At 58.5% G+C, this 26,488-nt stretch carries 26 protein-coding genes and 1 pseudogene; 13 read left to right on the forward strand and 14 right to left on the reverse strand.

The features are described 5' to 3' along the window. Position 1: 1 nt before the first annotated feature. Positions 2-1,342 carry a Na(+)-translocating NADH-quinone reductase subunit A gene (locus TRL7639_RS21660; protein WP_085797998.1) on the reverse strand — a complete coding sequence of 447 codons (1,341 nt, stop codon included), beginning with the start codon at positions 1,340-1,342 and terminating at the stop codon, positions 2-4. A gap of 197 nt (positions 1,343-1,539) precedes the next feature. Between TRL7639_RS21660 and TRL7639_RS21665 the strand changes: the two genes are divergently transcribed. Together TRL7639_RS21665 and nqrM are read left to right on the forward strand one after the other, a co-directional pair. Next, positions 1,540-2,571 (forward strand): FAD:protein FMN transferase, encoded by a 1,032-nt coding sequence (locus TRL7639_RS21665; RefSeq protein WP_306456286.1) that lies wholly within the window; start codon positions 1,540-1,542, stop codon positions 2,569-2,571. Between the two features lie 26 nt (positions 2,572-2,597). Continuing rightward, a complete protein-coding gene (nqrM, locus tag TRL7639_RS21670; RefSeq protein ID WP_085797999.1) occupies positions 2,598-2,843 on the forward strand; it encodes a (Na+)-NQR maturation NqrM in 246 nt (81 codons plus the stop codon). 12 nt (positions 2,844-2,855) lie between these two features. On the opposite strand, the gene TRL7639_RS21675 is transcribed toward nqrM, so the two are convergent. Next, the gene (locus TRL7639_RS21675; RefSeq protein ID WP_085798022.1) at positions 2,856-3,035 is read right to left on the reverse strand and encodes a hypothetical protein; all 180 of its coding nucleotides are present in this window, start codon (positions 3,033-3,035) and stop codon (positions 2,856-2,858) included. Between the two features lie 82 nt (positions 3,036-3,117). Between TRL7639_RS21675 and TRL7639_RS21680 the strand changes: the two genes are divergently transcribed. Beyond that, positions 3,118-3,639 carry a CBS domain-containing protein gene (locus tag TRL7639_RS21680; RefSeq protein ID WP_085798000.1) on the forward strand — a complete coding sequence of 174 codons (522 nt, stop codon included), beginning with the start codon at positions 3,118-3,120 and terminating at the stop codon, positions 3,637-3,639. Positions 3,640-3,672: 33 nt separating this feature from the next. Here TRL7639_RS21680 and TRL7639_RS21685 read toward each other — a convergent pair whose 3' ends face one another. After that, a complete protein-coding gene (locus tag TRL7639_RS21685; RefSeq protein WP_085798023.1) occupies positions 3,673-4,068 on the reverse strand; it encodes a metallopeptidase family protein in 396 nt (131 codons plus the stop codon). A gap of 132 nt (positions 4,069-4,200) precedes the next feature. On the opposite strand from TRL7639_RS21685, the gene TRL7639_RS21690 reads away from it, so the two are divergent. Continuing rightward, positions 4,201-4,971: an alpha/beta fold hydrolase gene (locus TRL7639_RS21690; RefSeq protein ID WP_165759880.1), complete on the forward strand. Its 771-nt coding sequence runs from the start codon at positions 4,201-4,203 to the stop codon at positions 4,969-4,971. 15 nt (positions 4,972-4,986) lie between these two features. Next, positions 4,987-5,373 carry a cupin domain-containing protein gene (locus TRL7639_RS21695; RefSeq protein ID WP_085798002.1) on the forward strand — a complete coding sequence of 129 codons (387 nt, stop codon included), beginning with the start codon at positions 4,987-4,989 and terminating at the stop codon, positions 5,371-5,373. Here the strand turns inward: TRL7639_RS21695 and TRL7639_RS21700 are convergent. Continuing rightward, entirely contained in the window at positions 5,370-6,899 is a 1,530-nt protein-coding gene (locus TRL7639_RS21700) for an alkaline phosphatase family protein (RefSeq protein WP_085798003.1), read from the reverse strand. The two genes, TRL7639_RS21695 and TRL7639_RS21700, sit on opposite strands and share 4 nt — an antisense overlap. A gap of 151 nt (positions 6,900-7,050) precedes the next feature. Here TRL7639_RS21700 and TRL7639_RS21705 point away from each other — a divergent pair, with 151 nt between their 5' ends. The 4 genes from TRL7639_RS21705 to TRL7639_RS21720 are packed head-to-tail and all read left to right on the forward strand — an operon-like array spanning position 7,051 to position 11,141. Continuing rightward, positions 7,051-7,854, forward strand: a complete 804-nt coding sequence (locus TRL7639_RS21705; RefSeq protein WP_085798004.1) for a DeoR/GlpR family DNA-binding transcription regulator — start codon at positions 7,051-7,053, stop codon at positions 7,852-7,854. After that, positions 7,841-8,611, forward strand: a complete 771-nt coding sequence (locus TRL7639_RS21710) for an inositol monophosphatase family protein (protein WP_085798005.1) — start codon at positions 7,841-7,843, stop codon at positions 8,609-8,611. The genes TRL7639_RS21705 and TRL7639_RS21710 overlap by 14 nt, the downstream gene beginning before the upstream one ends. 4 nt (positions 8,612-8,615) lie before the next feature. Continuing rightward, entirely contained in the window at positions 8,616-10,298 is a 1,683-nt protein-coding gene (locus TRL7639_RS21715) for a Na/Pi cotransporter family protein (protein ID WP_085798006.1), read from the forward strand. A gap of 6 nt (positions 10,299-10,304) precedes the next feature. Beyond that, complete coding sequence (locus TRL7639_RS21720) at positions 10,305-11,141, forward strand: EamA family transporter (RefSeq protein WP_085798007.1); 837 nt, start codon at positions 10,305-10,307, stop codon at positions 11,139-11,141. A 60-nt stretch (positions 11,142-11,201) separates the two neighbouring features. Here TRL7639_RS21720 and TRL7639_RS21725 read toward each other — a convergent pair whose 3' ends face one another. The 8 genes from TRL7639_RS21725 to TRL7639_RS21760 form a co-directional block, all read right to left on the reverse strand. Further along, positions 11,202-12,035 carry an ATP-binding cassette domain-containing protein gene (locus TRL7639_RS21725; protein WP_085798008.1) on the reverse strand — a complete coding sequence of 278 codons (834 nt, stop codon included), beginning with the start codon at positions 12,033-12,035 and terminating at the stop codon, positions 11,202-11,204. Continuing rightward, entirely contained in the window at positions 12,032-13,030 is a 999-nt protein-coding gene (locus TRL7639_RS21730) for an ABC transporter ATP-binding protein (protein WP_207559708.1), read from the reverse strand. Before TRL7639_RS21730 ends, TRL7639_RS21725 begins: the two co-directional genes overlap by 4 nt. Beyond that, positions 13,027-14,169 (reverse strand): ABC transporter permease, encoded by a 1,143-nt coding sequence (locus TRL7639_RS21735; protein ID WP_085798009.1) that lies wholly within the window; start codon positions 14,167-14,169, stop codon positions 13,027-13,029. The genes TRL7639_RS21730 and TRL7639_RS21735 overlap by 4 nt, the downstream gene beginning before the upstream one ends. A 4-nt stretch (positions 14,170-14,173) precedes the next feature. Then, a complete protein-coding gene (locus tag TRL7639_RS21740; protein ID WP_085798010.1) occupies positions 14,174-15,178 on the reverse strand; it encodes an ABC transporter permease in 1,005 nt (334 codons plus the stop codon). 68 nt (positions 15,179-15,246) lie between these two features. Further along, positions 15,247-17,289, reverse strand: a complete 2,043-nt coding sequence (locus TRL7639_RS21745; protein ID WP_085798011.1) for an ABC transporter substrate-binding protein — start codon at positions 17,287-17,289, stop codon at positions 15,247-15,249. A gap of 69 nt (positions 17,290-17,358) precedes the next feature. Next, positions 17,359-18,153, reverse strand: coding sequence for a DeoR/GlpR family DNA-binding transcription regulator (locus TRL7639_RS21750; protein WP_085798025.1), 795 nt, complete (start codon positions 18,151-18,153; stop codon positions 17,359-17,361). Positions 18,154-18,340: 187 nt separating this feature from the next. Beyond that, positions 18,341-19,996 carry an alkaline phosphatase family protein gene (locus TRL7639_RS21755; protein WP_085798026.1) on the reverse strand — a complete coding sequence of 552 codons (1,656 nt, stop codon included), beginning with the start codon at positions 19,994-19,996 and terminating at the stop codon, positions 18,341-18,343. 96 nt (positions 19,997-20,092) lie between these two features. After that, the gene (locus TRL7639_RS21760) at positions 20,093-21,538 is read right to left on the reverse strand and encodes a mannose-1-phosphate guanylyltransferase/mannose-6-phosphate isomerase (RefSeq protein WP_085798012.1); all 1,446 of its coding nucleotides are present in this window, start codon (positions 21,536-21,538) and stop codon (positions 20,093-20,095) included. A 26-nt stretch (positions 21,539-21,564) separates the two neighbouring features. Here TRL7639_RS21760 and TRL7639_RS23400 point away from each other — a divergent pair, with 26 nt between their 5' ends. The 4 genes from TRL7639_RS23400 to TRL7639_RS21780 all read left to right on the forward strand — a co-directional run bounded on the left by TRL7639_RS23400 (position 21,565) and on the right by TRL7639_RS21780 (position 25,374). Then, positions 21,565-22,140 carry a potassium channel family protein gene (locus tag TRL7639_RS23400; RefSeq protein WP_235820487.1) on the forward strand — a complete coding sequence of 192 codons (576 nt, stop codon included), beginning with the start codon at positions 21,565-21,567 and terminating at the stop codon, positions 22,138-22,140. Between the two features lie 87 nt (positions 22,141-22,227). Then, a complete protein-coding gene (locus TRL7639_RS21770) occupies positions 22,228-23,304 on the forward strand; it encodes an AI-2E family transporter (protein WP_085798013.1) in 1,077 nt (358 codons plus the stop codon). Next, complete coding sequence (locus TRL7639_RS21775; RefSeq protein WP_085798014.1) at positions 23,301-24,365, forward strand: HlyD family secretion protein; 1,065 nt, start codon at positions 23,301-23,303, stop codon at positions 24,363-24,365. The genes TRL7639_RS21770 and TRL7639_RS21775 overlap by 4 nt, the downstream gene beginning before the upstream one ends. Beyond that, positions 24,355-25,374, forward strand: coding sequence for a DUF2955 domain-containing protein (locus tag TRL7639_RS21780; RefSeq protein ID WP_085798015.1), 1,020 nt, complete (start codon positions 24,355-24,357; stop codon positions 25,372-25,374). The genes TRL7639_RS21775 and TRL7639_RS21780 overlap by 11 nt, the downstream gene beginning before the upstream one ends. Here TRL7639_RS21780 and TRL7639_RS21785 read toward each other — a convergent pair whose 3' ends face one another. After that, on the reverse strand, positions 25,375-26,277 hold the full coding sequence (locus TRL7639_RS21785; RefSeq protein WP_085798016.1) for a LysR family transcriptional regulator: 903 nt from the start codon (positions 26,275-26,277) through the stop codon (positions 25,375-25,377). A gap of 71 nt (positions 26,278-26,348) precedes the next feature. After that, positions 26,349-26,488: pseudogene (locus TRL7639_RS23405) on the reverse strand (DUF1028 domain-containing protein); the annotation flags it as partial.

Consider the following 26,488-nt stretch of genomic DNA (forward strand, 5'->3'; position numbering starts at 1 on the left):
TTCACCCCTCTTTCTCGATCTTCGTCAGGCAGTCGCGCAGCGCCATGCCGTATTCGTATTTGGCCGGGCAGGCAAAGCCCACAAGACCCAGATCTTCTTCGTCCAGTTCCATCGCGCCAAGCAGCTGTGCCTGATCGGTATCCATGACCAGCAAGGCCCGCAGCAGTTGCGTCGGCAGGTAATCCTGCGGCATCAGTTCTTCGAACGTACCCAGTGGCACCATCGCACGGCGACCGCCGTTCAGGTTGGTGGTCAGCGGGAACTTGGCGCGCGACAAGGCCGAACCCAGAACCGGCTGAATTGCATATTTGGCAAACATCGGCCGGATCCAACCCATGGGGATCTGCTTGTGATCCTCTTCCATCAGGGTGATCTGGCGTGCGTAACGGCCCAGATACCCGTCTGCGCCCTCCCCTGCCCGACCACTGAGCACCGAGCCCGAGATCATGCGCACCGGCAGATCCTGCGGCAGATCGCCTTGAGCAACATCCGCCATTGAGGCACCAGCCACCGTTCGCACCAGGCGCGGGTTGGAACAAACCGGTCCGGCCAGAGCGATGACGCAAGAGGCATCATACGTGCCGGTCATCAACAGGCGACCAATGACAATCACGTCCTGATAGCCAACGGTCCAGACAACCTTGTCACCCACCGGGGGTTCAACGAAATGCATGTGCGTTCCGGCCAGGCCAGCGGGGTGCGGGCCTGCAAAGGCCACCGCTTCGACCCCTTGTGCTTCACCACCCGGCAAAGAGGCGCCATCGGATTGGCAAAGGTACGTCTTGCCCTCGGACAGTTTGGCAATCGCGGCCAGACCGGTTGCAAAGGCTTCCGCCTCGGCATTGATGATCTGCGCGGGGTCGGCCGAAAGCGGCTCGGTATCCAGCGCGGTTACATAGATCGCAGAGGGCCGTGTCTCGGGCGCGGGCACCTTGGAATAGGGCCGTGTGCGGAACGCGGTCCACAGACCGGCAGCCGACAGACGCTCGACCAACCCCTCGGTCGTCGACAGATCGCCCACGTTCGAGAAATCGACCGCGTCGGCCCCATCGCCCACTTCGATTTCGATGCTGACCAGCTTACGCCGCGCACCCCGGTTGATCGCCTTGACCCGACCGGCCACGGGAGACACCACCTGAACGCTCGGCATGTCCTTGCTGATAAGAACCGGAGTGCCGGGTCCTACCAAGTCACCCTCTGCCACTGCGATCCGAGGTTTCCATCCAATGTAGTCGTCGCCAAGAACACCGACTGTCCGAACCTGGGGTCCGTCTTCGATGTTTTGACTTGGGGCACCCGTGATCGGGATGTTTAAGCCCTTGCGTAGCGAGAAGCGCTGCACGGTACTTACCTCTTTGTCAAAGTTTGGCTAGCTTATGCATTGAGTCAGCGACGGACGAAAGTGTTCATTTGCATCTTTTGGTGTACTTTTTCGGTTGAAGTATCGGCCAATGTCGCACAAAAGCCCGGAGTTGAAACGAACTTCGATGTGTCGGATATACAGTGTCGACCCGTCGATTCCCAAAAGAGGTGTCTCTCGTGCCCGATTTGACCAAGTTTTCGCGCCGTACGTTCATTCTGTCATCGCTGGCCCTGGCTGCCGCATGCAAGCCTGGCACTGCCGCGCTGGAAATCACCGGCAAGACAATGGGCACCACCTATAATGTCGTCGCTCTGGACGCCTCTGGTCAGGTCAAAGACGCCGACCTGCGCGCAGCCATCGACGGTGCGCTGGCCGAAGTGAACCAGCAGATGTCTAACTGGGACCCGCGCTCGGAAATCTCGCGTTTCAACGCGCAAACCGGCACCGACACAGTCGCCGTGTCCGACAATCTCGCAAACGTGATGCAGGCCGCCGAGGCCGTGAACATCGCCAGCGAAGGCCGTTTCGACACCACCATGGGCCCGCTGATCGAGCTTTGGGGCTTTGGCGCCAACGGGTCCGCACCGGTTCCGGGCGACGCAGACATTCGCGCCGCGCAGGCACGTTCGGGTCACGGCAACACGCTGAAAGTTGGCGGTTCGACCCTGCAGAAAACCCAAGGCGACGCACAGGTTTACCTGGCCGCGATCGGCAAAGGTTATGGCGCTGACCACGTGGGTCGTGCCATCGAAGCCCTTGGTATCAAAGACTATATGGTCGAAATCGGCGGCGACCTCTATGCCTCGGGCAAGAACGCAAGCGGCCTGCCCTGGCAGATCGGCATCGAAAAGCCTGCGGCCCTGTCGGGCGGCGTGATGGAGGTTGTTGGCATCTCGGGTCTGGGCATGGCCTCTTCGGGTGACTACCGCAACTATTTCGAGAAAGACGGTCAGCGTTATTCGCACATCATCGACCCCGCAACGGGTCGCCCGATCACGCACAAGACCGCCTCGGCGACCGTGCTGGCCGACAACTCGATGCTTGCGGACGCATGGGCCACAGCTATGTTGATCCTGGGTCGTGAACGCGGCCTGGAAATTGCCGAAGCTCAGAACCTGGCCGTCCTGTTCATCGAACGCGACGCCGATGCGTCCGAGCTGCGGTTCAACACCAAGGCAAGCTCGCGGTTCCAGGCACTGACTGCGTAACTGCCGAAGACAAAGGAACGTAGCACATGGCCACGTTTGCCCTGACCTTTGGTATTTTGATGGTGATCATGCTGGGGATGGCCCTTGGCGTGATCCTGATGGGGCGGTCGATCAAAGGCAGTTGCGGTGGGTTGAATGCCATTGGCGATTCCGACCAGTGCCTTGTCTGTTCGAAAGAAATCGACCCCAACAGCCCGCTGCGTGAACGTCTGGAGTGCCCACGCGCAAAAAAGATGCTGGAGCGCGCGCAGATGGACAGCAAAGCGGTTTAAGCCGCCTGCTCGTCAAACCGTCAGCGGCTTGAACCCCAAAAGCAGCAACCCGCCTGCGGCCATCAGGCCATAGACCCACAGCTGCCATTTTGGCCCCTCATTCTTCCACACCCGCCGGTATTGGTATCCTGACAGACATGCCAGGACAAAAATCACCGTTGCGATCGCTGGAGTTAGGGTGAAATCGGTCACGTTTTTTTCCCGCATCAAGAATTTCTTGGGTTATGCTGATTCATGAGGAGAACAGCAACACCCGAGGGAGGACAGCTATTCCATGCCAACATCGTACCAGGCCCCCATGCGCAAAGATCAGGCCAAATCCCGCTCTCACAGCCAGGATCAAAGCACCAACCTGCAGCCCGAATCGGCCACTGTCGGCACGGTTCTAGGCCAGAAAGGTGGCGAAGTGTTCACCATCGCGCCGGGGGAAACGCTGGGACATGCGGTGGAAATCCTGCGCGATCGGCGGATTGGCGCCTTGATGGTGGCCGACGAATCGGGTGCGTTGTGTGGCATCCTGTCCGAGCGCGACATCGTGCGAAAGCTGGCCGACACCCCGGGTCAGACCCTGCCAAAGCTGGTGTCCGAAGTAATGACCAGCACCGTCGAGACCTGCGCCCCGGGCGACGCGCTGGTTTCCGTCCTAAAGCGCATGACCGAAGGACGCTTTCGCCACATGCCGGTTGTTGATTCTGACAAGCTCGCAGGCATGATCACCATCGGCGACGTGGTGAACTTCCGCTTGAAAGAGCTGGAATATGAAGCGCTCCAGATGAAACAGCTGATTGTCGGCTGACGTTCTGATCGGGGTCTATCTGACCCCGGTCCGCTATAGCCACCATTGATCTATGGTGGCTATATCTTCATCGCTCCACCCAAAGTGGTGGGCGAACTCGTGAACCACAACATGCGCGATCAAGTCGTCCAACTCGACATCGTCCCGTATGCGCCACTCCTCTAGAATCGGTTCGCGAAACAGCCAAACGACATCCGGCTGTGGGGCCATGTCAAAGACTGACTTCTGGGTCATGGGAATACCCTCGTACAGCCCGGTGAGTTCAACCGGATAGAGCAGATCCATCTCTTTGACCATTTGCGCGGTTGGCCACTCGGCAACACGCAAGGCGACATCCCTAGCACCGGCACGAAATGCGGGCGGAAAGCCGACGACTGTTTCCATCGCAACGCGCTCAAAATGTGCCAAGTCCGGGGGCTTGTGGATCATATGCGTGTTCTCATCGATCTGTTCGGCATTCAGATTTATCTCAGCAACCTCAAAGGATTAACCCAACCATCGCTTGTCTTTCCTGGTGTCACCTGCTGTAACTTGTCAATCAAACACGAGCACTGGTTCAATATGCCCACAATCAATTTCCACGGCGAGGACATCGAATATCAGGACCATGGGCAAGGCCCTGTTTTCGTCCTGATCCCCGGACTTGGGGGGCGACTGGCATTTTGGCAAGGTGTTGTGCCCGCGCTGTCGCAAAGTTTCCGCGTCATAGCCTTGGACCATCCAATGACCGTGATCGGCCCGGACGCAATCCAGGATATGGCTGATCTGGTTCTGGTCCTGCTTGATCATCTGGGCATCGCACAATGCAGCGTTGTCGGTCAATCTATGGGGGGCCCGGTCGCGCAACGGATCGCACTTGGCCATCCCCACCGAGTCAAGCGGATTGTGTTCAGCTCAACCTGGGCCGGACCGGACGACTATTTCCGCCGATCCTTTGGCCTGCGCGCGGAAATCTTGGAGAACCAGGGGGTTGAGGGCTATGCCAAGGCGCAGATTCTGTCGACATTTTCACCGGAAGACATCGCCAACAACCCCGAGCGGGCGGCCACATGGGAAAAACGGACGATAGAAACTTCTGATCCGACGGTTCTGGCCCACAGGATGCGGGCCATTCTGGCGCATGACGCAACCGACCGCATCCAAGAGATCACTCATCCCTGCCTTGTAATCGCCGTCAATGGCGATCAGGTCGTTCCCCCACATATGTCCCGCAATCTCGCCCGAAACCTGCCGAATGCCCAGTTGAAAGAGCTAACCGGCGGCGGCCACTTCAAGGCGATGCTCGACCCAGATGGGTACGTCGCTGCCCTGAAACCTTTTCTGAACATTTGAAACCGGAGCTTTGCGATGACGCATCTGACCCATGACACCCAGCCGACCGAAACCTGGCGTCCCGGCGTTGAAACCCGCATGCGCGTCTCGGCACTGACCGGCTCGCACACTTTGTGCATTTTCGAGCAGTACTGTGAACCCGGGCTTGGTGCGCCGCTGCACCAACATGCCGTCGAAGAAGTCCTCGAGGTCATCTCCGGCACGGCAGAGATCTGGCTGAATGATGAGGTCATCCAGGCCAGCGCCAACATGTCGGTTCTGATCCCGGCGGGCAACATGCATGGGTTCCGTAATACAGGCGAGGAAACGCTGCACGTTCGCGCCACCTTGGCCAGCCCGGTGTTCGAAGCATCATACGCCGACGACCGCGAACAATCGCGCCGCTGGTCGCCCGCGGGCTAACGGCGTCCCGACTTTGGCCCCTCGGGCGTAATCATCGTCATCGACAGCGTGTGATCGGCGTTGCGCATCCGGTGACGCAACATGGTGCGGGTCAGGCGGGCCCGATCCCCCTGATAGTCCGGATGTTGTGCCAGATTCTCGAACTCGCCGTTGCGCTGATGATCAAACAGCACCGGCGGCAGATCCGCGGCAAACTCGACCAGTGTGAACCGCGCGTCCCGCAAGACCGCAAGGCTTGCGTCACTGGGGCCAACACCAAGCGCCTTTTCCCAATGGGTCGGCGCGATGGGATCGGCGACATCAAGCTCGGAAAAGGTGTAAGTCCGCCAACTTGCGGGCTCATTGCCCGCTAAAAGCGGCAACAATGAGCGCCCATCCATCGCATTTGGCACCTCTTGCCCCACCCATTCCAGGATTGTGGGCGTGATGTCGATGGATTCCGTTGGGCGCTCAACTTTCGTCCCGGCCCGCGCCGTATTTTCCGGCTGCCGGATGATTAGCGGCACGTGGTAAGATGCGTCATAAAAGCTCGACTTGCCCCAACAATGCCGATCCCCCAACATCTCGCCATGATCTGCGGTCACGATCAGCAAGGTGTCGTCGTATTGACCGCTGTCCTTGAGAAACGAGATGATACGCCCAATATGCGCGTCCACCTCACTCGCCAAACCCAGATAGATCGCGCGCAGCGTCTGGATGGTCTCATCCGTGGCCTCAAGATCCGGGAAGCCCTGCACAAAAGTGGCGGGCGAAGCATTGGCCATGGAAGGAGAGCAGAACGGATGCACTCCGGCTTCGTCATCTTGGGTCGCCAGCCGGGACGGCATCGGCAAAGACGTCGGATCATACATCCGATTGTACGGCGCAGGTGCTACCAGAGGCGGATGCGGGCGGATGTACGTAAGATGCGCGAACCAGCTGTGATCATCATATCCCGGCATCGTCGCCAGAAAGCGGTCAGTCAGAAAGGCCGTATCGCTGTCCTCGGCTCGATACAGCGCGGGGTCATCAATCTTTGGCACCTCACCTGCTGGAGAGACGGGTTCATACACGTCCTCGTACTGATCAAAGTGGTACCCTTTGGATTTCAGGTGCGACCGCCAAGGATAGGACATCTCGAGGCGCATCTCGACCATCTCTTGGAACCCGGCCATCTGGTGTTCATACGTCCTCACCGCAGGGTCTTTTGGATGAAAGGCACGCGGGTCTTGCGAGGTGTCGGTGTAGCCAAAGAGCATGGGCGTATAGCCCGCCTTGCGCATCTCGGACGCGATTGTGGGCGTGTCATGACGCAATGGCGTTCCGTTGCGGACCGACCGATGGTTCATCGCATATTGCCCGGTCAAAAGGGACGCGCGCGACGGCCCACAGGGGTTCACGACCGAGTAATGGCGTTGAAAGGTGACCGCCTCGTCCATCAAGCCACGTAAGTTCGGCAAATCGACATGCTGCGCCAACGGGCCAAAGACACAATCTGCGCGCAGCTGGTCAATGACGATGAACAGAACATTCTTGCGGTTTTCCATCACGATCTCTCACCCTTCAAGAGTTGCCCCACATAAACGCCATTTCCCGCACATGAAAAGAGGGTGAATTCATGAAAGTCCATTGCGAACTGTTGTTGTTTGACCATTATTTTTCAGATACTGTGGGTTTTTGTGGATTACTGTGGATGCCATGAACAAAACACCGACGCACTCGCATCGCGAACTTGAACTGCTCGACGCCCTGCGCCAGCTTGGCGGTTCGGCCCGCAGTGCCGAATTGGCCCGTGTTCTGAATGTGTCCGAAGAAACAGTCCGCCGCACGATCAAGGCACTGGCCAAAGCAGGCGCGTTGGAGAGGGTGCATGGCGGTGCGTTTCTGCCCGACACACAGGCTGGTTTGAGCTTTTTCAGCCGGATGACCCAATATCCAGACGAAAAGCGCGCAATTGCCAAATCCACCGCAGAGCACATCCAGGACGGGATGACCCTGTTCATGGATGTCGGCTCGACCACAGCCTTTGTCAGCGAAGAGCTGCGCGCCCGGCACAACATGACAGTGGTGACAAACTCGATCGGGGTGGCGCAAACACTGGTCAATCACAACAACAACCGCGTGCATTTTCTGGGTGGAGAGATGCAGGGAAACGAACGTGGGACATTTGGGTTTGTCACCGAAAGCCAGATACGGCGGTTTGTCTTTGACATGGCGATCCTCAGCGCGGACGCGCTTTCACACAAAAGAGGCGTCCTGTTCACCAACGCGATCGAAGCGACGCTGGCCATCGTGGCCGCAGAAAACGCCGATCAGAAAGTATTTGTGATCGACCACCATAAATTCGATACCACAGCCCCCCATTGCGGCCCGGATATGCGGCAGGTTGATGCCCTGTTTACCGACGCCACGCCAAACAAACGCCTGCGCGCCGCCTGCAAGGATTGGGGCGTGGCAATTCATGTCGCGGGACAAACGGAAGACACAAATGACGATGAATGACTGCGTCACGCACGCCCAAAAAGTGGCCGAGATGGCCTGCGAATCCGCGCGCGGCTTTTTTCGCGGCTCACTTGGGGTCGAGTTCAAATCCGACGCCAGCCCCGTCACCCAAGCCGACAAGGGGATCGAGGCCGAAGTGCGCGCCTATCTTGGTAAGCATTTCCCTGATCACGGGATCTTTGGCGAAGAGCATGGCGCAAACGGGGTCGACAAGGATGATCTGTGGATCATCGACCCCATCGACGGCACGCGTTCGTTCCTGTCAGGCAACCCGCTTTTCGGCTTCCTTCTGGCCCACCTGCAGCACGGAACGCCCAAGCTCGGAGTTGTCGGAATGCCCGCTTTGGGTGAAATCTTTGTTGGCGAAAAGGGCGTCGGCGCCAAGATGAACGGCGAGGTGATCCAGACCTCGGACGTGCAGCATCTGGATCAGGCGATCCTTTATGTGAACGAAGGCGACAAGATCTATCGCGACCACCCGGGCGCCTTTGACCGCCTGATGCAGTCGGGGCAAACGCGACGCATGTCTTATGACTGCTACCCCCATGCTCTGCTGGCGGCTGGCCATGTGGATGCGGTGGTCGACTATGACCTGCAACCTTATGACTTCCTGCCGGTCTCGGTCCTGGTCGAGGCGGCGGGCGGGATTATGACCGACTGGAACGGTAAGCCACTGGATCTGAACTCGGATGGCCGGGTTGTATCGGCGGCAACACCGACGCTGCATGCCGAGCTACTTGCTTTGGTGAACGGATAAACCCGTGGCAATCGTCAGTTTCCTCATAAGCCTTGCCGGAGCAACGATGCTGTTGCTCTTTGCCGTACGCATGGTCCGCACCGGGATCGAACGCAGCTATGGCGCGTCATTCCAGCGGGTGATGACCGGGCAAAACTCGATGGTGCAGGCCAGTCTTGTGGGCTTGAGCATGGCCGTTGTCCTGCAAAGCTCGGCCGCAGTTGCGCTCTTGACGTCGGGGTTTGCGGCGTCGGGTCTCTTGGGGTTCGGTGCAGGTCTGGCGATTGTTCTGGGCGGCGATCTGGGCTCGGCCCTGATCATTCAGATCCTGTCGTTCAAACTGGACTGGCTGGTGCCTTTATTGCTGGCCATCGGTGGCTGGCTGTTCGTGAAGACCGAACAGAAGAAGCTCCGCCAGATGGGCCGCATCCTGATGGGAATCGCCTTTATCCTGATCTCCCTCAGGTTCCTGCGCGAGGCGATGGACCCGATCCGGGACAGCGCCTTTCTGCCTGCCATCGCCGACTATCTGGCCCGCGATTACATCACCGCTTTCCTGGTGGGGGCGGCACTGGCTTTTGTGATGCACAGCTCGGTCGCAGCAATCCTGATGTGCGTGACGCTGGTACAGATCGGAGCGATCCCATTTGCCGCCGGTCTGTCACTGGTTCTGGGGGCCAACCTGGGCAGTGCATTCATCCCTGTCTGGCTGACCCGAGGCATGGACATACCCGCCAGACGTATCCCCATGGCCAACCTTGGCCTGCGGGGGGCCTGGGCCATCATCAGCCTGTTTGCCATCAATCTGGCAGTGCCTGCTGATCTGCTCGGGGGCGGACATGGAGGTCAGATGCTAGTGAACGCCCACCTTGCCTTCAACGCCACATTGCTGCTGCTCGCCCTGCCTTTCTGTCGGGTGCTCAAGGGCCCGATGGAAAGCCTTATGCCAAAGGCAGCCCCTGCACATGACGTCGAGCAGATGACGAAACCTGCAAGCGCCCTGGACCCGGCCAACGTTGGGTCACCTGCGCAAGCCATCTCGGGTCTGAAACGCGAACTGTTGCGCATGGCTGATCTGGTAGAGGCGATGTTTCGCCCAACTCTGCGGCTGTACAAATCCGGGGAAAAGGATCAGATCCGCGCCATTCAGGCCGTAGACGTCGAAGTGAACGAATGCCTGTCCGGCATCCGCGCCTTTGTCGCAGCTCTGCCGGTGGATGAGATGACCAAACGGGACGCCGGGATTGCCCGCGACATGTTGGAATATGCCGTTCGCCTGGAAACCGCCGGCGATGTGGTGGCCAAACGCCTGACCGTTCTGGCCGGCGATCTGCGCAAAACGGGCAAACAGTTCTCAAAAGAGGGTTGGTCGGAGCTGCAACAGATGCACGAGACCATTCTGGCCAACATGCAGCTTGCCTCAAACGTGCTGATCTCGGACGATCTGGAAAGCGCGCGCCTGCTCAACAACGAAAAGACCGAGGTCAAGCGCGCCGAGCGGGACAGCCGCAAGCGGCATTTCCGACGGTTGCAAACCGGCAAGGTGCAGAGCTTTGAAACCAGCGACGTTCACTTGGAAACCCTGCGCGCCTTTCGCGATTTCAACAGCCATATCGCCGCCGTTGCGACCCCGATCCTGTATCAGAGCGGGCAGTTGCTGGAAACGCGCCTGATCGAAGACATGCCAAAATCGGTCTCCGAGAGCTGATCACTGATGTCCGTCTCTGTTATCGCCATCATCTTGTCCGCCGCGCTGCTGCACGCGATCTGGAACGCCATCGTGAAAACGGCGGCAGACCGAACGACCACCCTTGGCCTGGTGGCCTTTGGCCATGTTCTGCCCGCAGCCGTCATGGTCAGCCTGCTGCCCCTGCCCAATGCCGAAAGCTTTGTTTACATCCTAATCTCGACCGTGGTGCATTTCGGATACTACTACATGCTTGGTCGCGCCTATCAGCACGGGGATCTGAGCGTGGTCTACCCCATCGCGCGCGGCATCGTTCCCGCTCTGGTGTCCCTTTGGGCCATGTTGCTGTTGGGCGAGGTTCTGCCGCTGCAAGCTTGGGTTGGCATCGCGGTGATCGCCCTTGGCATCCAACTGAGCAGCTGGAAAGCCTTGCGTTCAGGCGTGGGGCGCGCGGCGCTAGGGTTTGCGGTCGGCACCGGGTTTTGTATCTCGATCTATTCCGTGGTCGACGGCATCGGCGTACGGTTGTCAGGCAACACCTTGTCTTACTGGGCCTGGGGCGCGTTTTTGCACATCTTCATCGCGGGCTTTGTCGCGATCCGCAAACGCGCCACCCTGTCCGCCCTGCCCCCACGGGTCTGGGCGCTTGGGCTTGCTGGTGGGCTAGTGTCGATGACGGCCTATGGCCTTGTGCTTTATGCCAAGAATTTTGCCCCCCTTGGCGCGGTGTCCGCTTTGCGCGAGACATCCGTCATATTTGCCGCGTTGATTGGCTTTCTTCTCCTTGGCGAGGGCAACTGGAAGCGTCGTCTAGGGGCTGCAGTCCTCATGGCCGTTGGCGTAGCATTGATCGGCACAAGCTAAAAAAGGCGCCCGTCCATGGGGAAACGGGCGCCGGCTGACGACATCGGACCTTTGCGCGCATCACCCCACCGCGGGTGCGCGCGACTTTTGATCCGGATCCAGCGATGGGATCGCCGCCAGCAAATTTCGTGTGTAGTCCTGTTGCGGATTGGCAAAGAGCTCGCGCGTGGGGGCGCTTTCGACGATCTTGCCGTGATACATGACCACCACGTGGTCGCAGGTATGGGCCACCACCGACAGGTCGTGACTGATGAACATGAAGGTCAGCCCCAGATCCTTTTGCAACGACTTGAGAAGGTTCAGGATGTCCGCCTGAATCGAAACGTCCAAAGCCGCCACGCATTCGTCCGCGATCACGAAACGCGGGTTGCTAGCAAGTGCTCGCGCAATGGAAATCCGCTGCCGCTGACCGCCCGAAAACGCATGCGGATAACGGCGCAGGTGTTCCAGGTTCAACCGGCATTTGCCGGCGATCTCGCGCACGCGGGCGTCGGTTTCCTCGCGCGATTTGGTCAGCCCCATCACCTCGAGCGGTTCGGCGATGATGTCGCGCACGGTCATGCGGGGGCTGAGCGCCGCGTAAGGGTCCTGAAAGATCAGCTGCGCCCGGCGGCGGTATTCTTTCAGATCGCCGGGCGACATGTCGGTCAGATCAAACTGCACCTCGCCATCATCATATTCGGCCTCACCGCCGGTAATATCGACGGCGTTCAACAGCGCGCGCCCCAATGTGGTCTTGCCTGATCCGCTTTCCCCCACAACACCCACAAAAGCCCCGCGCGGGATTTCGAACGACACGTCATCGACCGCCTTGAGCGTCTTTTTGTTGAATATCTTGCCGCCGATGGAAAACTCGACCGACAGATCCTTGGTTCTGATCAGAGGTTTGGTCATGGCAGGCTCGGCACGTCTTCGGGGAACAGGGCCGCGAAATGACCGGGGGTGACCTCGGTCAAGGGCGGGCGTTCGGTTTCATAGCGTGATCCCGGTTGCAATTCCGGGTTGCGGGGGTGGAACACGCAGCCGTTGGGGCGTTCAAGTGGCGAGGGGATGTCACCGGGAATGGGTGTCAATGGCGCGTCCAGATCATCAAGCCGGGGCAAGGCGTTCAAAAGCCCACGGGTATAGGCGTGTGCAGGCGTTCGGATCACATCGCGCACCGGGCCGCTTTCCAGAATACGACCCAGATACATCACCGCCACCTTGTCGGCGGTCTGGGCCACGACGCTCAGGTCATGGGTGATGAAAATGATGCCCATGCCAAATTCAGCCACCAGATCGCGCATCAGATCCAGCACTTGCGCCTGAATGGTCACATCCAATGCAGTTGTAGGTTCATCCGCGATCAACAACTTGGGCTTGGTCGACAGCGCCATGGCGATCATCGCCCGCTGACGCATCCCACCCGACAATTCAAACGCGTATTGGCCGAACCGTATCGACGGGTCCAGGATACCAACCCGATCCAGCATCTCGATCGACAGCTCTTTGGCCTGCTTCTTGTTCATGTTGGTGTGAATGAGCAGTTGCTCGACCATCTGGCTGCCGATGGTCATGGCCGGCGCAAAGCTTGCCATGGGTTCCTGAAAGATCATGCTGACCGCCCCGCCACGCACGACCTGCATGTCGCGTGGCCGCTTCAGGCCCATCACATCAACAGGCCCGTCATCCAAATGCAGGGTGATCCGGCTGTCGGGTCCGTAAACAGTGTTGCGCGCGTTCAGCTTCATCAGCGACTTGGCCGTCACCGACTTGCCCGAGCCGCTTTCGCCCACCAGCCCCATCACTTCACCCGGTTTCAGCGAGAATGAAACATCGTCGACGGCCGTCACCAGCCCCTCGTCGGTTTTGAACTGAACCGTCAGGTTTTCAACGTCGATCAGGCTCATTTCCGGGTCTCCGAATAGGGGTCGGCAGCGTCACGCAGGCCGTCACCCACGAATACAAACGCCATGACCAGCGCGATAAAGAAGATGACCGGGATGAAATACCACTGATAGTTCAACAGCACGTCCGCCTTGGTCACATTCTGCAGCATCACACCAAGGGAATTCACGGGGTCTTTCAGTCCCAGACCAATGAACGACAAGGCCGTCTCGCTCAGCACCATGTAGGGGAAGGAAATCACCAGATCGACGATGATATAGCTGGTGAAACTGGGCAGCAGATGGCGGCGGATGATGTGGCTGGGGGATGCCCCGCACAATCGCGCTGCCAGCACGTATTCTTGGTTCCGCTCCGTCAGCAGATGGGTCCGGACACGGCGGGCCAGCGTCGGCCAGCCAATCAAACCGAGGATCATCGATATAAAGAAGAACCGCGTCTCTGCCGACCATTCTGGCGGGATAAAGGCGGCAATCGCCATGAACAGCGGGATCGCAGGCACCGTTCGGATCGCATCTGTCACCATCTGGATCACACTGTCGAGCCAGCCGCCATAGTAGCCAGAGATGCCCCCGATCACGAGCGCCAGCACAAATGAGATGACGACGCCCATTGTTCCCACCTGCAACGAGGTCCAGACCGCATGAAATGTGCGGCTGAAAATGTCCTTGCCTGCGCTGTCTGTGCCGAACAAGTGGACATAGCCCTCCTCCATACCAAACAGGTGAATGTTGCCAGGAATAAAGCCAAAAAGCTTGTAGTCGTCGCCCTTCACAAAGAACTGCATATAGCGGCGCTCATCTTTGTTGATCTTTTCCACCCAGCGGAAATTGGTCGCCAAAGACCGCTCGCGTGTCACCGTGTACAGGAACGGGCGCATCGAGCAGCCGTTTTCATCACAGAACTTGGGGATCTGCGGCGCGCCGTTCAGGTAATCCTTATCCCGGCCCGCAACAGTCGGATCATACGGCGACAGGAAAGGGGCAAACATCCCCGACAGGATCAACACCAGCAGCACAACTGCCGCCACCATCGCGGCCTTCTGTTTCTTGAACCGGGCCCAGATCAGCTGCCCTTGTGAGGCGGTGAAATAGGCCTCTTTCGCCTTTTGGTTTGGCGCCGTTGTTTTCGTTGTCGTGGTCATCGGCTTACCTCAGGATGCTTTTGCGGACGCGCGGGTCGATGACCGCAAGCAGCATGTCCGTGAGAAAGTTCAGCGTCACGATGGATGCCGTGAGCAAAAAGATGATCGCGCCCGCAAGCTGTTGATCGTTCGAGCGCGCCAATGCTTCAAGCAGCAGCGAACCGGCTTCGGTCAGCGTCAGGATCAGTGCCACGATGGGCAGCTCGTTAAAGATGCGGTTCAGGTCAAACCCCAGCGAATTCACGATCGGCCCCAAGGAATGGCGCGCCGGATAGCGCCACAGCAACCGCACCCCGTGGATGCCGCGCGCCTCTGCTGCGGTCACGTAAAGTTTGCCAATCTCGTCCGACATCAGCGCGCGCACGGTTTGCAGGGCAAAGGCAGTGGCAGACCACCCGAGAATGAAAATCGGCAACCAGGCGTGGCTGAGCAAGTCAACGAACTTGTCCCACGACCACGGCGCGTCCTTGTATTCGGGCGAAAATAGCCCCGTCAGCGTCTCGCCAAAATAGACGGTCGAGACCAGCATGATCATCAGCGCCAGAAGAAAGTTGGGCATCGCCAGACCCAGATAGCTGACGATCCGCAGCGAGTTGTTCAGCAGCGCATTGCGCGACGCGGCCGAGATGATGCCAACAGGAATGGCAATCATATAAGCTAAGAGCAGCGAGCCCAGGCAGATCCAGAGGGAAATCCAGAACTTGTCGCCCAACAGCTGCGCGATGTTCACCCGCAGAATGCAGCTGTCGCCAAACTCACCGCGAAAGGCACCGCTTAGCCAGCTGGCCCACCGGGTCAGGAAGGGGCGGTCCAATCCCAGCCGGGCGCGCTCGGCCTCGATATCGGCCAGCGTGATCGCCGACCCTTGGGTGTTTTTGTAGGCCAGGTACCGCTCGGCGCAGTCGCCGGGCACCAGCTCCATCAGCGAAAACACCACGAGTGACACGATCATCAGCGTGATCAGTGCCATCACCGCGCGAGTTGCCGCAAATCGGGCGAATTGGAACATCGTCTTCCCTTTGGGTATTGGAAAACGGGCGCGAACGCCCGCTTTCGTGTCGTGTTGTCAGAACCCGATCACTCGGTCAGGAACCACTGCGCCGGACGGTACGGATAGGTCCGGTAGAATTCATAGGACTGCGTCTTGAATTCGGTGAAGTTCTGGAGGTTGTTCGAGCGGTAGATCGGGGCAGGCGCGTTCACGGTGCCGATGAACAGCACTTCGCCAGCCATGATTTCGACCATCTTCTGAGCTGCTGCAATCGACGCATCGGTGCCCGGAGCCGAGGACTGATAGGTGTCCAGTTCAGCTTTCAGATCAGCAACCCATGCCGGCGGCTCAACACCGTTTTCGCCGTTCGAGCTGATGTATTCAGCCCACAGCATGCCGGTGCGCACGTCAAAGTAGCCATCAAACGGCGGCACCCAGATCTCGCCATCGCCCAGGATGGAACCGGCTGGCTGGCCTTTGCCCCACATGGTGATGTCCAGCTGGTTCGACGATTGCGCCGAGCGGAACTCGTCCGAGGTGACCTCTTTGATGGTGGTTTTCACGCCAACATCGGTCCAGTTTTGAGCAACCAGTTCCACCAATTGGGCCGAGCTTGCCTGAGTCGAGAACTGCCAATCCAGAACAAAGGGCGAGCCATCGGGCAGATCCCGTGCGCCGTCGCCGTCCTGATCGACCAGACCCATTTCGTCCAGCAGCATCTTGGCGCGCTCGGGGTCGAAACCAGCCTCGTGATCCGACCACTTGGCATCGATGAAATCAGGACGCGGCGAGAAGCCGATATACTGCGTCGGCGTGCCCAGACCAAATGCGGTCACTTCGTTCAGTTCGTCGCGGTTGATGGCAACCGACATGGCGGTGCGGAAACGCACGTCGCCAAACACGGCGCGGCGGGCCTCATCCTCGGCGGTCACGTTGAACGCGATGGTCGGGCTGGCGATGCCCGGCTTGACGTCCACGGTATAGTTGCCCTTTTCTTGGCCTTCCAGCAGGACTGGGGCCGAGGTCAGGTTCACTGCCTGCGATTTGTAATCGACCTCGCCGTTCAGCAGCTTAAGCGTGCGAACCTCTTCGTCACCCACATAGATCTCGTCCATTTCCGAGATGTACGGCAGCTGGTTGCCTGCGGTGTCGACCTGGAAAAAGTAGGGGTTGGCGACATAGTGACGGCCCTCGGTCGTCTCTTTCACCAGGATGTGGCTTTCCAGCGTTGGCATGGTGTCGCGCGGCAGCCCGGCCAGCTTGTCACCTGCCGTCAGCATCGGCGACGGCGTGTCCATCCAGTCCGAGTTGCCATAGTAGGCTTTGATCAAGTCATAGCCACCTTCGTAACCAAGCGCCTTGGCATTCGCATCCGCCTGATCATTCAGGGCCGGGTGGAACTGCTCAAAGAAGTGCTTCGGCTGGAACGGCTGCACATATGTGAACGAGAACGTCTCGATCAGGCCCGGCTTGGGCGCTTCCAGGGTGAATGTGACGGTGACGTCATCGACGGCCTCAACCTTCATCGGCTTGCCGCCGGCCAGGGCATAATCCTTGGCTTCGGCAATGACGTTGGTGTCCATCATCAGGTTGTTGTACCAGAACGCGACGTCCGCGGCGGTGAACGGCGCACCGTCCGACCACTTGTGGCCCGCACGCAAGGTCACGGTCAGCTGGGTGAAATCATCGTTCCAGGCCCACGACTTGGCAACGTTGGGCACCACGGTCTGCAAGTCGTCCGAGTAGCGGAACAGGTTGACGTGGCGCACCGACAGGAAGTCCGAGGTGCCGGATTCCGTGGCGTTCGACAGCGCGTCCAACTGACCACCGTAGGTGCCAACCGCGTCATAGGGTGCGACAACCAACGGCTCGGTCGGCAGACGATCGGCCAGCGCAGGCAGTTCGCCATTGCCACGGATGCGGGCGTTCAGATCACCAATCGCCGGGTTGGCCGCGAAGGCCAGCTCGCAGGATGCCGCGCCTTGGAATTCGGCCAGTTCGAATTGCTGCGGGAATGCGCCTGCGGCGACCCCCTGCATGTCCGCCACGGTGACGGTCGGACAGCTTGCAGCCGCGGCCATGCCCGGCAGGGCAAAGGCGGCGACGCCGGATAGAAGAAGCTTTTTCATGTTACCTCCTGTTGAGATTTGAGGGGGAGCGGTTGACCCGCGACTTGCCCCGGTTATTGGCGTTATGTTTCATTTTTTTGACAGGCTTTGAGCGATCCGGACCTCGATCCCCCACCCGTCAAGCGCCTCGCGCAGCCCGACATCAGGGGATTGATCGGTCACCAAATGCGTGACGTTTTTGGGATCACAGGCCACCATCGGCGCCCGTGTGTTGAACTTGCGGCTGTCTGCGGTGACCACTGCCTTTTCGCTCTGGTTGGTCAGCACGCGGGTCAGCGACGCCTCGTCCGGATTGGACGCCAGAAACCCGTGTTTGGCCGAGATCGCATCCGAGCCGAAGATCACCAAATCATAGTTGAACTGGCGCGCGAATTCTTCGGTCGCGCTACCGAACGTTCCACGCTCGGATGGCAGGATTTCACCCCCGGCCATGAACACGCGGTTGTTGTTGTGATCTGCGAGCGCCGCAACCGCAGCAATCGAATTTGTCACAACAATCAGAGACTTACGCTCGCGCAGTTGTTCGGCGACATAGGTCGTGGTCGACCCGACATTGATGAAAACAGTCATCCCATCCTCAACCAGATCGAGCGTCGCACGTGCGATTTCGGTCTTTTCAGAGGAGTTCTGTTCCAACGCGCCAGAGTACATCGGCGTGTCCGGAGAGCCGCGCAGATAGGTGCCACCGTGGACCCTCTCGACCCGCCCGGCCTGGGCCAATCCCTTGACCAAACGGCGCACGGTTTCCTCGGACACGCCCATCACCTGGGCGATCTGAGCGTTGCGCGCAGACCCGCCAAGACGGGCCAGAACATTCAGCAGTTCGTGCCCCCGATGTGGGATTTTGTCGGCATCACTTTCCATGGCCGCAATGAAACACACAAAAGCACTCGAAAAGCCACAAAAATCCATATGAAATTTTTATGACGCCGGTTTGGCAGTGAAATCCGTGGGCTCTCGTGTGGATTTTCCCCACATTCGGCGAATCAAAAGCACGAAAAAACCCGCCGTAAGACGGCGGGCTTTCGTTCATCTCGCGTGCGGGTGCAGCCTACTTGTAGGTGATCGTCTTCTCGATGACCTCGGGCGGTAGGTCTCGCTCGTCATAAACCCCAATGAAGATTCCTACCGAGGATGACGATCCCGTACGCTTGCCTTCCAAAAACTCAGAACTTACGGTTGTCCGCTGCGACGGGCGGCGAGCCCATTCGGACAGTCGCCCCAGGAACATCTCAACGACTTCAGCGTAGTCCGGGTCAGCCCCCAAATCGTTCAACTCGTCCGGATCGTTTTTCAGATCGAACAGAAGCGGTCGGAACCCACCGTCGGCAAAGACGAATTTCCACTCATTGTCCGCGAGCATAAACAACCGCGCTTGTTTGGGATCAAGATCCAGTGCTGCTGCTTCGGGCGTGGCCGAGTAGTCGTATTCGCTGACCGCAAATTCGCGCCATGTGTCCGGGGTCTGACCGTGCAGGAATGGCAGCAGAGAATACCCTTCGAGCACATGATCAGGCACGTCCCCGCCTGCCAGATCAACAAAGGTCGCCGCCAAGTCGATGCTTTCAACAAGCGCATCGCAAACCGTGCCACGGGTCGCGTCAGCCTGTTCGGAGGGATCATAAACGATCAGCGGCACCCGAACGGAAGGATCGTGGAACAGGTCCTTTTCCCCCAACCAGTGATCACCAAGATAGTCGCCATGGTCCGAGGTCACGACGATCATCGTGTCATCCATATGCCCAGTCTCTTCCAGCCATCGGAACAGGCGGCCCATCTGATCGTCGGCTTGCTTGATCAGCCCCATGTAGGCGGGGATCACCTTTTCGCGTACGCCCGGCATGCTGAACGTCTGCCCAATCTCGTTTTGCATGAACTGCTCGTAAACCGGGTGCGTGTCTTCCAATTCGCTCTCGGACCGTACGACCGGCAACACGTGATTGGCGCCGTACATGTCGTGGTAGGGCGCCGGCACGATATAGGGCCAATGCGGTTTGATGTACGACAGGTGGCACATCCAGGGGCCTGATCCAGACGCATCCTGCGCTTTGATGAACTCCATGGCCTGAGAGGTCAGCCAAGGCGTTTCACTGTCTTCCTCGCGGATGTTGGCCGCCTTGTCGGCATGCCGCATGAACCAGCCCGAAGCGACATTGCCATCCTCGTCAACACCTGCATTGGCATTGTGCTGCCAGGGGTTTTCGGCCTCGTACCCCTGCCCCTTGAGGTACTCGTTGTAGGGCGAGCGCTTCTTGTCATAGAACCCTGCAGGCCCTTCGCCCCACAGCCCGTCGTCGCGCAGGAACACGTCGAAACCACATTCAGCCACCCGCGCACCGATAATCCCATCGCGCGAGATACCAAGGCGATCCAGACCCTCTTGATCCACACTCATATGTGTCTTGCCGATCAGCCAGCTGTCCATGCCGCGCGCGCGTAGATGATCACCCAAGGTGACCTCGCCCACCTTGAGTGGAAAATTGTTCCACGCTGAGCCGTGGCTGTGCACATACCGCCCGGTATAAAAGCTCATCCGCGACGCACCGCAAATAGGCGATTGCACGTAGCAATGCGAAAACCGAACGCCCTTGGCCGCCAATGCGTCCAGATGCGGGGTTTCCAAGGTCGGGTGTCCAGCACAGCTGAGGTAATCAAACCGCAGCTGGTCGAACATGACGAACAGGATGTTCTTGGCCTTACGGCTCATGACGAAATCTCCACGATGCCAAGCGCGCGCCATAGGGCACGCGCGGATAGGGCAAGGTCGTCACCAATTTTGCAACCGTCAAGCTTAACTTGCTAACTAGTCGCGAGCGTAAACGTCCTCGTACCGGATGATGTCATCCTCACCCAGGTAAGACCCGGTTTGGATCTCGATCAGCACCATGGGCACCTTGCCGGGATTTTCCATCCGGTGGACCGAGCCAAGCGGCACGTAAATTGACTGGTTTTCGGTCACCAAGGTCACGGTGTCGTCGACAGTGACCTTGGCGGTTCCTTCGACCACGATCCAATGTTCCGACCGGTGATGATGGCTCTGCAAGCTCAGCGCGGCACCCGGATGCACCATGATCCGCTTGACCTGAAACCGCTCGCCAATCACCAGGCTTTCGAACCAGCCCCAGGGGCGGTGATCCTTGCGGAACAGCTCGGCCTGTTTGGCCTCTTTTTTCTTGAGTGCGGTCACCGCCTTTTTCACGTCTTGCGCGCGGTTGGCATCCGCCACCAGAACCGCATCGGCCATGGCGATGGTCACGATGTCTTTCAGGCCGATGCCAACGACCTCGATGCTGCTGTCTTCAGACCTGAGCATTGTATTTTCACAATCAATCGCCGTGGCCTCGCCTGATAGAGCAACGCCACCCTCGGTCTGTTCCATCTCACGCCAAACGGCATCCCAGCCGCCCAGGTCGGACCAACCGTGATTGAACGGAACCGCTCCGATGTTTTCGGCTTTTTCCATCACTGCATAGTCGATGGAAATGTCATCCAGATTCTGCCAAGGCGTCCCGGCCAACCTGAAAAAGCCCAGATCAGTTTTCCCCTCATCCAGCGACTGCCTAACATGGCCCACCATGTCCGGCACATGCTGCTCAAAGGCCGCGATGATGGTTTCGGGCGCAAAAAGGAACAGGCCCGCATTCCACAGATGTTGACCAGAGGCCATCATGCGCGCGGCATTGTCCGCATCAGGCTTCTCCACGAATTTGCTTAGCGGAATAAACCCGTCGTCGCCATCCTCCGGGACCCGTGAAAGCTCTAGATATCCATAACCCGTTTCCGCACGATCCGGCACCACACCAAAGGTGATCAGCTGCCCCTCGCGCGCGGCTTCGGCCCCGCGGGCCACCATGGCGCGGAATTCATCAGCGTCGGGGATGGCGTGATCCGATGGGGCCACCAGCATCAATCCGTCCTGACCCTGCTTTTGCATCCATAGTGCCGCCGCCAGGATCGCAGGCGCCGTATTACGCCCTTCGGGTTCCAGCAGAATGGCGCCAGGATCGATCCCGATCTCCATCAATTGTTCGGTCACAATGAACCGAAAGTCAGAATTGGTCAGGACGATGGGCGCAGTGTAGCTCTCACCACTCATCCGATCCGCGGTGCCCTGAAACAGCGAGCGGTCCCCGATCAGGTTCGCAAACTGTTTTGGATAGCTTTTGCGCGACAGGGGCCAAAGCCGTGTCCCCGAGCCCCCACACAGGATGACCGGGGTGATAGTGTCACTGACATCTTTGGCACTCATGCGGATCTACGACCTTTGATTGTTACGTGAACCTTTTTATCGAGCAGGCTACAGCTTCACAACACATGCCGCGAACAGAATCTCGACCTGCCCAATGGCATATGGCCAACAGCCAACATGCGAAACACAACCCAGAGTTTGACAAGTCAACGGACCCACGCTTAACTGGAGAAACTCTTCCCAATGCAAGGCCTTACCTCGGCTATCGCGTGATGACACGCACCACCGAGGACAAAACAAATGTGTCGAACGGGGACGAAACATTCATGGGAACGTTAAAAAGTATTTTTCGTGGGATTAACGTGGCGCTCAAAGACGGGCGGGTCAAAGGCATCCTTGTAATCACAGTCGGGATGATCCTGTGGGCCTCTGTGTTTTATCGATATGTCGAGGGCTGGAGCTGGCTTGATTCCATCTATTTCTCGGTCGTGACCATCTCAACTGTAGGTTATGGGGATTTCTCGCCGGAAACGGCGGCAGGCAAGATCTTCACGATGTTCTACATCCTGATTGGTCTGGGCATTTTTGTGGCCGCTGCCACGACAATCGCAAACACAATCCTTTCGCAATCCGATGACAAGGATGGCAACGGGGAATCGTGACAAAGGCTCAGGCCAATATAGATTCAAATGTTCATATGATGATTTTTGAGTGTATCGTTTACAAAACAAACATCTTGGAGGGATGGAATGGAAAAGACGCAGGACGCAAAGATCATCGATCTCGCAATACGGTTGCTGTTTCTCGGGTTATTCCTCTACAGCGCGCTGGTCATGGTCGCGCCATTGGCCAGCGTTGTCATCTGGGCCGCCATTCTGTGCGTGGCGCTCTATCCGGCCTTTGACTGGTTGCAGTCCAAACTGGGAGGCCGCAAGGGGTTGGCGTCGACTCTTCTGGTTCTGGTCGGCTTGGGGCTGACGCTGGGGCCTGTGGCAACCGCCGTGTCCGGCGCGGCCGAGCTTGGTTCCGAGTTCTCAGAACAAGCCGCAAGCGGTCAACTCAAGATCCCCCCCGCACCTGAGGGGCTAAAGGATCTGCCTGTGGTTGGAAGCAAACTGGCAGACGTCTGGTCATTGTTCGAACGTAACCTTGATGCGGCGATGGCGAAATACGGGCCCCAAATCCTGGAAGTTACCAAAACCCTCTTCAGCAAGGTTCTGGGTATCGGCATCGGGCTTTTGGCGCTGGCCCTGTCCGTGATCATAATGGGTGCCCTGTTTGGCCCCGGCCCGCAGGTGGTGCAAGGTTTGCAGCGCTTTGCCAATCGCATTTTTGCCCCCCGCGGCGGAGAGTTCGTGACCCTGGCCGGTGCGACCATTCGCAATGTGACCAAAGGGGTGATCGGGGTTGCGGCCATTCAGGCCTTTGTCATTTGGGTTCTCTTGACAGTATTCGGGATCTCTTCCGCCGCAACGCTGGCCTTTATCTGTCTGATCCTGTCGATCATCCAAATCGGGCCCGGCCTCGTATTGTTGCCGCTGATCATCTACGCGTGGAGCTCGATGTCCGGTGGATCGGCCCTGATTTTCACCGTACTGGCCATTCCCGCGATGATCATGGACAGCTTCCTGCGGCCCATTTTCATCTCAAAGGGTCTGGAAACCCCGATGCTGGTCATTCTGATTGGCGTTCTGGGTGGAATGATGGCCTATGGTCTCGTCGGCGTCTTCATGGGGCCCGTTCTGTTTGCCGTATTTTATGAGCTGTTCAAGGTTTGGATCGAAATACCTGAAGCCCCGGACACAGCAGAAGGATCTGCTGAATGAGGAAAACCATCTGGAGCACGCTCGCAGTCATCGTGATCTTTATGATCTGGTATCTGACTGCCGATCGAAACACGCCGTTCACCGGCAACGCCCGGGTCAAAGCCGTTGCCACGCAGATCGTGCCTCAGGTGACAGGCACTGTAACCGAGGTTCTGGTTGAAAATGGTCAAATCGTCGAAGCCGGCGACGTTCTGGTGCGCATTGACCGCAGACCCTATGAAATCGCCAAGGCCAAAGCCGAGGCTGATCTGGAAGCCGCAACCCAGGATGTGGGCGCCTCTTCAGCCGAGGTCAGCGCCGCGCAGGCCAAACTTGCCCGCGCTCAAAGCGATCTGGACACCATGCGCATCCAAAGCGAACGGGTTTTTGCGCTTGAGAAAAAAGGGCTGGTGCCGATTTCGCAAGCTGACAACGCGCGCGGGCAACTGGCCGAATCCGTGGCCAATTTCGAAAATGCCCAAGCCGATCTGGAAAAAGCCAAACAGCGGTTGGGTCAGGAAGGCACGGACAACCCCAAGATCCAACGCGCTTTAGCAGACCTTTCGAATGCGGAACTGGATCTGGAATGGACCGAGTTGAAGGCACCTGCGACAGGCGTGGTGTCCAACCTTCTGATTGCGCCCGGCACCTATGCTAGGTCCGGCCAGGACCTGCTGACATTCCTTGATGCCACTGATCTATGGATCGAGGCCTATTTCACCGAAAACAACCTGGGCAACGCCCAGGTGGGATCACCCGTTGAGGTCGTTCTGGACATGCACCCGGGACGGGTCGTGCCCGGTGTGATCGAAAGCTTCAGCTCTGCCGTCTCGATCAGCGGCGGCGATCAACCCGGTGAGCTGGCCAGCCCCCCAAGCACCAAGGGGTTTTTGCGTGAACCCGAACGGTTCCCCGTTCGCATCATTCTCCCTGGGTATGAGGCCGGAAACGCCGAGGATGACCTACGGTTCCAGCTAAATGGACAGGCCGATGTAATAATGTACCTCGGCGATGGCGGCCTGCTGAACATGGTCGGACGCGCCTATATCCGCCTGGTTTCAATCATGACCTATGCGTACTGAGGCGCACAATTCTGTCCTTCGCCTTGCGATCGGGGTGACAGCCGTTTTTGGCTTGGGGCTGCTCTTTGGCTGGCCCCTCGCCTCGATCGGAGCGGTGTTTGCAGCGCTGTTTCTACAAGCCCCCGTGGGCCTGCCAGTCGCAGCGTTTGGCAAGCTGTTTGTCTTTTCGGTTGGTCTGATGATGATCTCATTCATCTTGTCGTCGGTTTTTGCGCCCTATGCAGTCGTGTTTCTGATTCTGGTGGCCATCGGGATTATCCTGTCGTTCGTCTGGTCCGTGTCCGGTGCAGGCGTTCTGCCCGGCGTCATCGCCCTTATGGGAGCACTGATGATCCCCAACCTTGCGCTGCAATCCCAGGACCTGGCGCTGGTCCTGGTCTTCTGGATCCCGGCCAACCTGTTCTTTGCAGGCTGCGTATCGACGCTGATGTTCACCTTGATTCCGGCGCAACCTCCCTCACAGGAGGCGCAAAAAAAGGCGCAAGCCGCCCAGGATTTTGATCGAAACCGGCGCATCATGCGCATGACACTGGTCACGGTTCCTTTCGCCATGTGGTTCTTTTTGATTGGCTCTTCCGCCCTGTTGGTTCTGTTCTTTGTCGCCCTGCTCAGCCAGCAACTGGCCGCCATGCCTGCGGCGGGCAAAACCGTGGCCAAGGCGATGTTGACCGCGAACCTCTTGGGTGCGGCCGTGTCGATCATCTGCTACGAAATCAACGTGATCGCCCCGGTCCTCGCGACCCCGATCCTTTTGTGCTTTTTCTTCTGCTTCGCGCTTGGTGCGTTGGGCAAATCGGGCACCCCGCTGGCGGCTGCCGCCGGATCAGCGATTACCACGGCACTCGTCGTTTACGGCGGAACAATCGCCCCCTTTTCGGACGAGGCCGACGTCAAAAGCATCACCCGCGTTCTTCAAGTCGCGAGCGCCGCGTGTTTCGTGATCCTGGCCTATGTGGTGGTTGACGAATTCTGGCCCGAAAAGAAACAACAACCAGCCGAGGCGAACTGATCATTCATTCAGCTTTGCCCGGCAATGCTCGACAAAGGCTGCGTTGGTGCTGCTGCTGGTGGCCCCCGGAACTGTCAGAACTCCCATCGCCAAATAGCGCAATTCGCCGACCAAGGGCACGAATTTCAATGGCTTGCCATCGGGCGAAACATCGTTGAGCGGGCGAAAATTGGCGATGGAATACCCATATCCATTTGCCACCAGACTGCGCATCACGGCCATGTCCCGCGTCCGTTCGCTGATGACGGGGCGCAGCCCCTCTCGGGTGAAAAACGACTGAAAGTACTCGGAACTGATCGGCAGATCGAGCAGCACCATTGGATAGGTCGCCAGATCATGAACCGTCAGACTTTCACGATCAGCCAACGGGTGTTCCGGCGCCAGAAAGACATAAGGCGGCAGGTTCTTGACCCCATGAAACTCCAGGTCCGGCGGCAGGTTGAGGTCATAGGTCAACGCCATATCAATCTCGGCACGGCGCAGAGCTGCAAAAATCTCGGCCTGGGTCATCTCGACCTGCGAGGTACGAACCGCCGGATATTCATCTTCGAAACTGCGACGCAGGCCGGAAACCACGATTTGGGCAAAAGACACCAGGCATCCCAGTCTGAGCGGTCCCTGCACCGTGCTGGACACCGCCCCTGCAAGGCGCGTCATTTCGGTCGCCTCGTCCAGCACGCGCAGGGCTTGAGCAGCCAAAGTTCGCCCGGCTTCGGTCATCTTCAGGCCCTGCGCCCGTTGGCGCACAAAAAGCGGCATGCCTAACTCGCGCTCCAACTGCGAGATTGCGGTCGAGATCGACGGGGAGGAGACATTCAGTTTCTGGCTGGCCGCAGCAATGCTGCCGCAATCAGCGGCGGCAACAAAATACTCCAGCTGGCGCAAGGTGAATCGGAGAGGCATATTTGGGCTTTCAGTCGGCCCGCATATGGTGGCGCAAGTGCCTTGCGCCGTCCAGTCCGCATGCCATCTATTCACTCATCTCCCGGGACGCCGTAAGAGGGTGCCTCTCGCGGGTCCAATGCGCGTTGGACGTAGGCGTCGAGTTGGGGTTTGTAGATGTCCCAGGCCGTCGCGATGGCCTCAACCGGGCAGTCCTCAGTCCAATCGCAGC

Source organism: Falsiruegeria litorea R37, assembly GCF_900172225.1.
Lineage (GTDB): Bacteria > Pseudomonadota > Alphaproteobacteria > Rhodobacterales > Rhodobacteraceae > Falsiruegeria > Falsiruegeria litorea.

Bases quoted from the DNA above. Each gene is read 5' to 3' on its own strand.
- nqrM (WP_085797999.1), top strand. From the start codon at position 2,598: ATGGCCACGTTTGCCCTGACCTTTGGTATTTTGATGGTGATCATGCTG.
- TRL7639_RS21680 (WP_085798000.1), top strand. From the start codon at position 3,118: ATGCCAACATCGTACCAGGCCCCCATGCGCAAAGATCAGGCCAAATCC.
- TRL7639_RS21685 (WP_085798023.1), bottom strand. From the start codon at position 4,068: ATGATCCACAAGCCCCCGGACTTGGCACATTTTGAGCGCGTTGCGATG.
- TRL7639_RS21690 (WP_165759880.1), top strand. From the start codon at position 4,201: ATGCCCACAATCAATTTCCACGGCGAGGACATCGAATATCAGGACCAT.
- TRL7639_RS21695 (WP_085798002.1), top strand. From the start codon at position 4,987: ATGACGCATCTGACCCATGACACCCAGCCGACCGAAACCTGGCGTCCC.
- TRL7639_RS21700 (WP_085798003.1), bottom strand. From the start codon at position 6,899: ATGGAAAACCGCAAGAATGTTCTGTTCATCGTCATTGACCAGCTGCGC.
- TRL7639_RS21705 (WP_085798004.1), top strand. From the start codon at position 7,051: ATGAACAAAACACCGACGCACTCGCATCGCGAACTTGAACTGCTCGAC.
- TRL7639_RS21710 (WP_085798005.1), top strand. From the start codon at position 7,841: ATGACGATGAATGACTGCGTCACGCACGCCCAAAAAGTGGCCGAGATG.
- TRL7639_RS21720 (WP_085798007.1), top strand. From the start codon at position 10,305: ATGTCCGTCTCTGTTATCGCCATCATCTTGTCCGCCGCGCTGCTGCAC.
- TRL7639_RS21725 (WP_085798008.1), bottom strand. From the start codon at position 12,035: ATGACCAAACCTCTGATCAGAACCAAGGATCTGTCGGTCGAGTTTTCC.
- TRL7639_RS21730 (WP_207559708.1), bottom strand. From the start codon at position 13,030: ATGAGCCTGATCGACGTTGAAAACCTGACGGTTCAGTTCAAAACCGAC.
- TRL7639_RS21735 (WP_085798009.1), bottom strand. From the start codon at position 14,169: ATGACCACGACAACGAAAACAACGGCGCCAAACCAAAAGGCGAAAGAG.
- TRL7639_RS21740 (WP_085798010.1), bottom strand. From the start codon at position 15,178: ATGTTCCAATTCGCCCGATTTGCGGCAACTCGCGCGGTGATGGCACTG.
- TRL7639_RS21745 (WP_085798011.1), bottom strand. From the start codon at position 17,289: ATGAAAAAGCTTCTTCTATCCGGCGTCGCCGCCTTTGCCCTGCCGGGC.
- TRL7639_RS21750 (WP_085798025.1), bottom strand. From the start codon at position 18,153: ATGGAAAGTGATGCCGACAAAATCCCACATCGGGGGCACGAACTGCTG.
- TRL7639_RS21755 (WP_085798026.1), bottom strand. From the start codon at position 19,996: ATGAGCCGTAAGGCCAAGAACATCCTGTTCGTCATGTTCGACCAGCTG.
- TRL7639_RS21760 (WP_085798012.1), bottom strand. From the start codon at position 21,538: ATGAGTGCCAAAGATGTCAGTGACACTATCACCCCGGTCATCCTGTGT.
- TRL7639_RS21770 (WP_085798013.1), top strand. From the start codon at position 22,228: ATGGAAAAGACGCAGGACGCAAAGATCATCGATCTCGCAATACGGTTG.
- TRL7639_RS21775 (WP_085798014.1), top strand. From the start codon at position 23,301: ATGAGGAAAACCATCTGGAGCACGCTCGCAGTCATCGTGATCTTTATG.
- TRL7639_RS21780 (WP_085798015.1), top strand. From the start codon at position 24,355: ATGCGTACTGAGGCGCACAATTCTGTCCTTCGCCTTGCGATCGGGGTG.
- TRL7639_RS21785 (WP_085798016.1), bottom strand. From the start codon at position 26,277: ATGCCTCTCCGATTCACCTTGCGCCAGCTGGAGTATTTTGTTGCCGCC.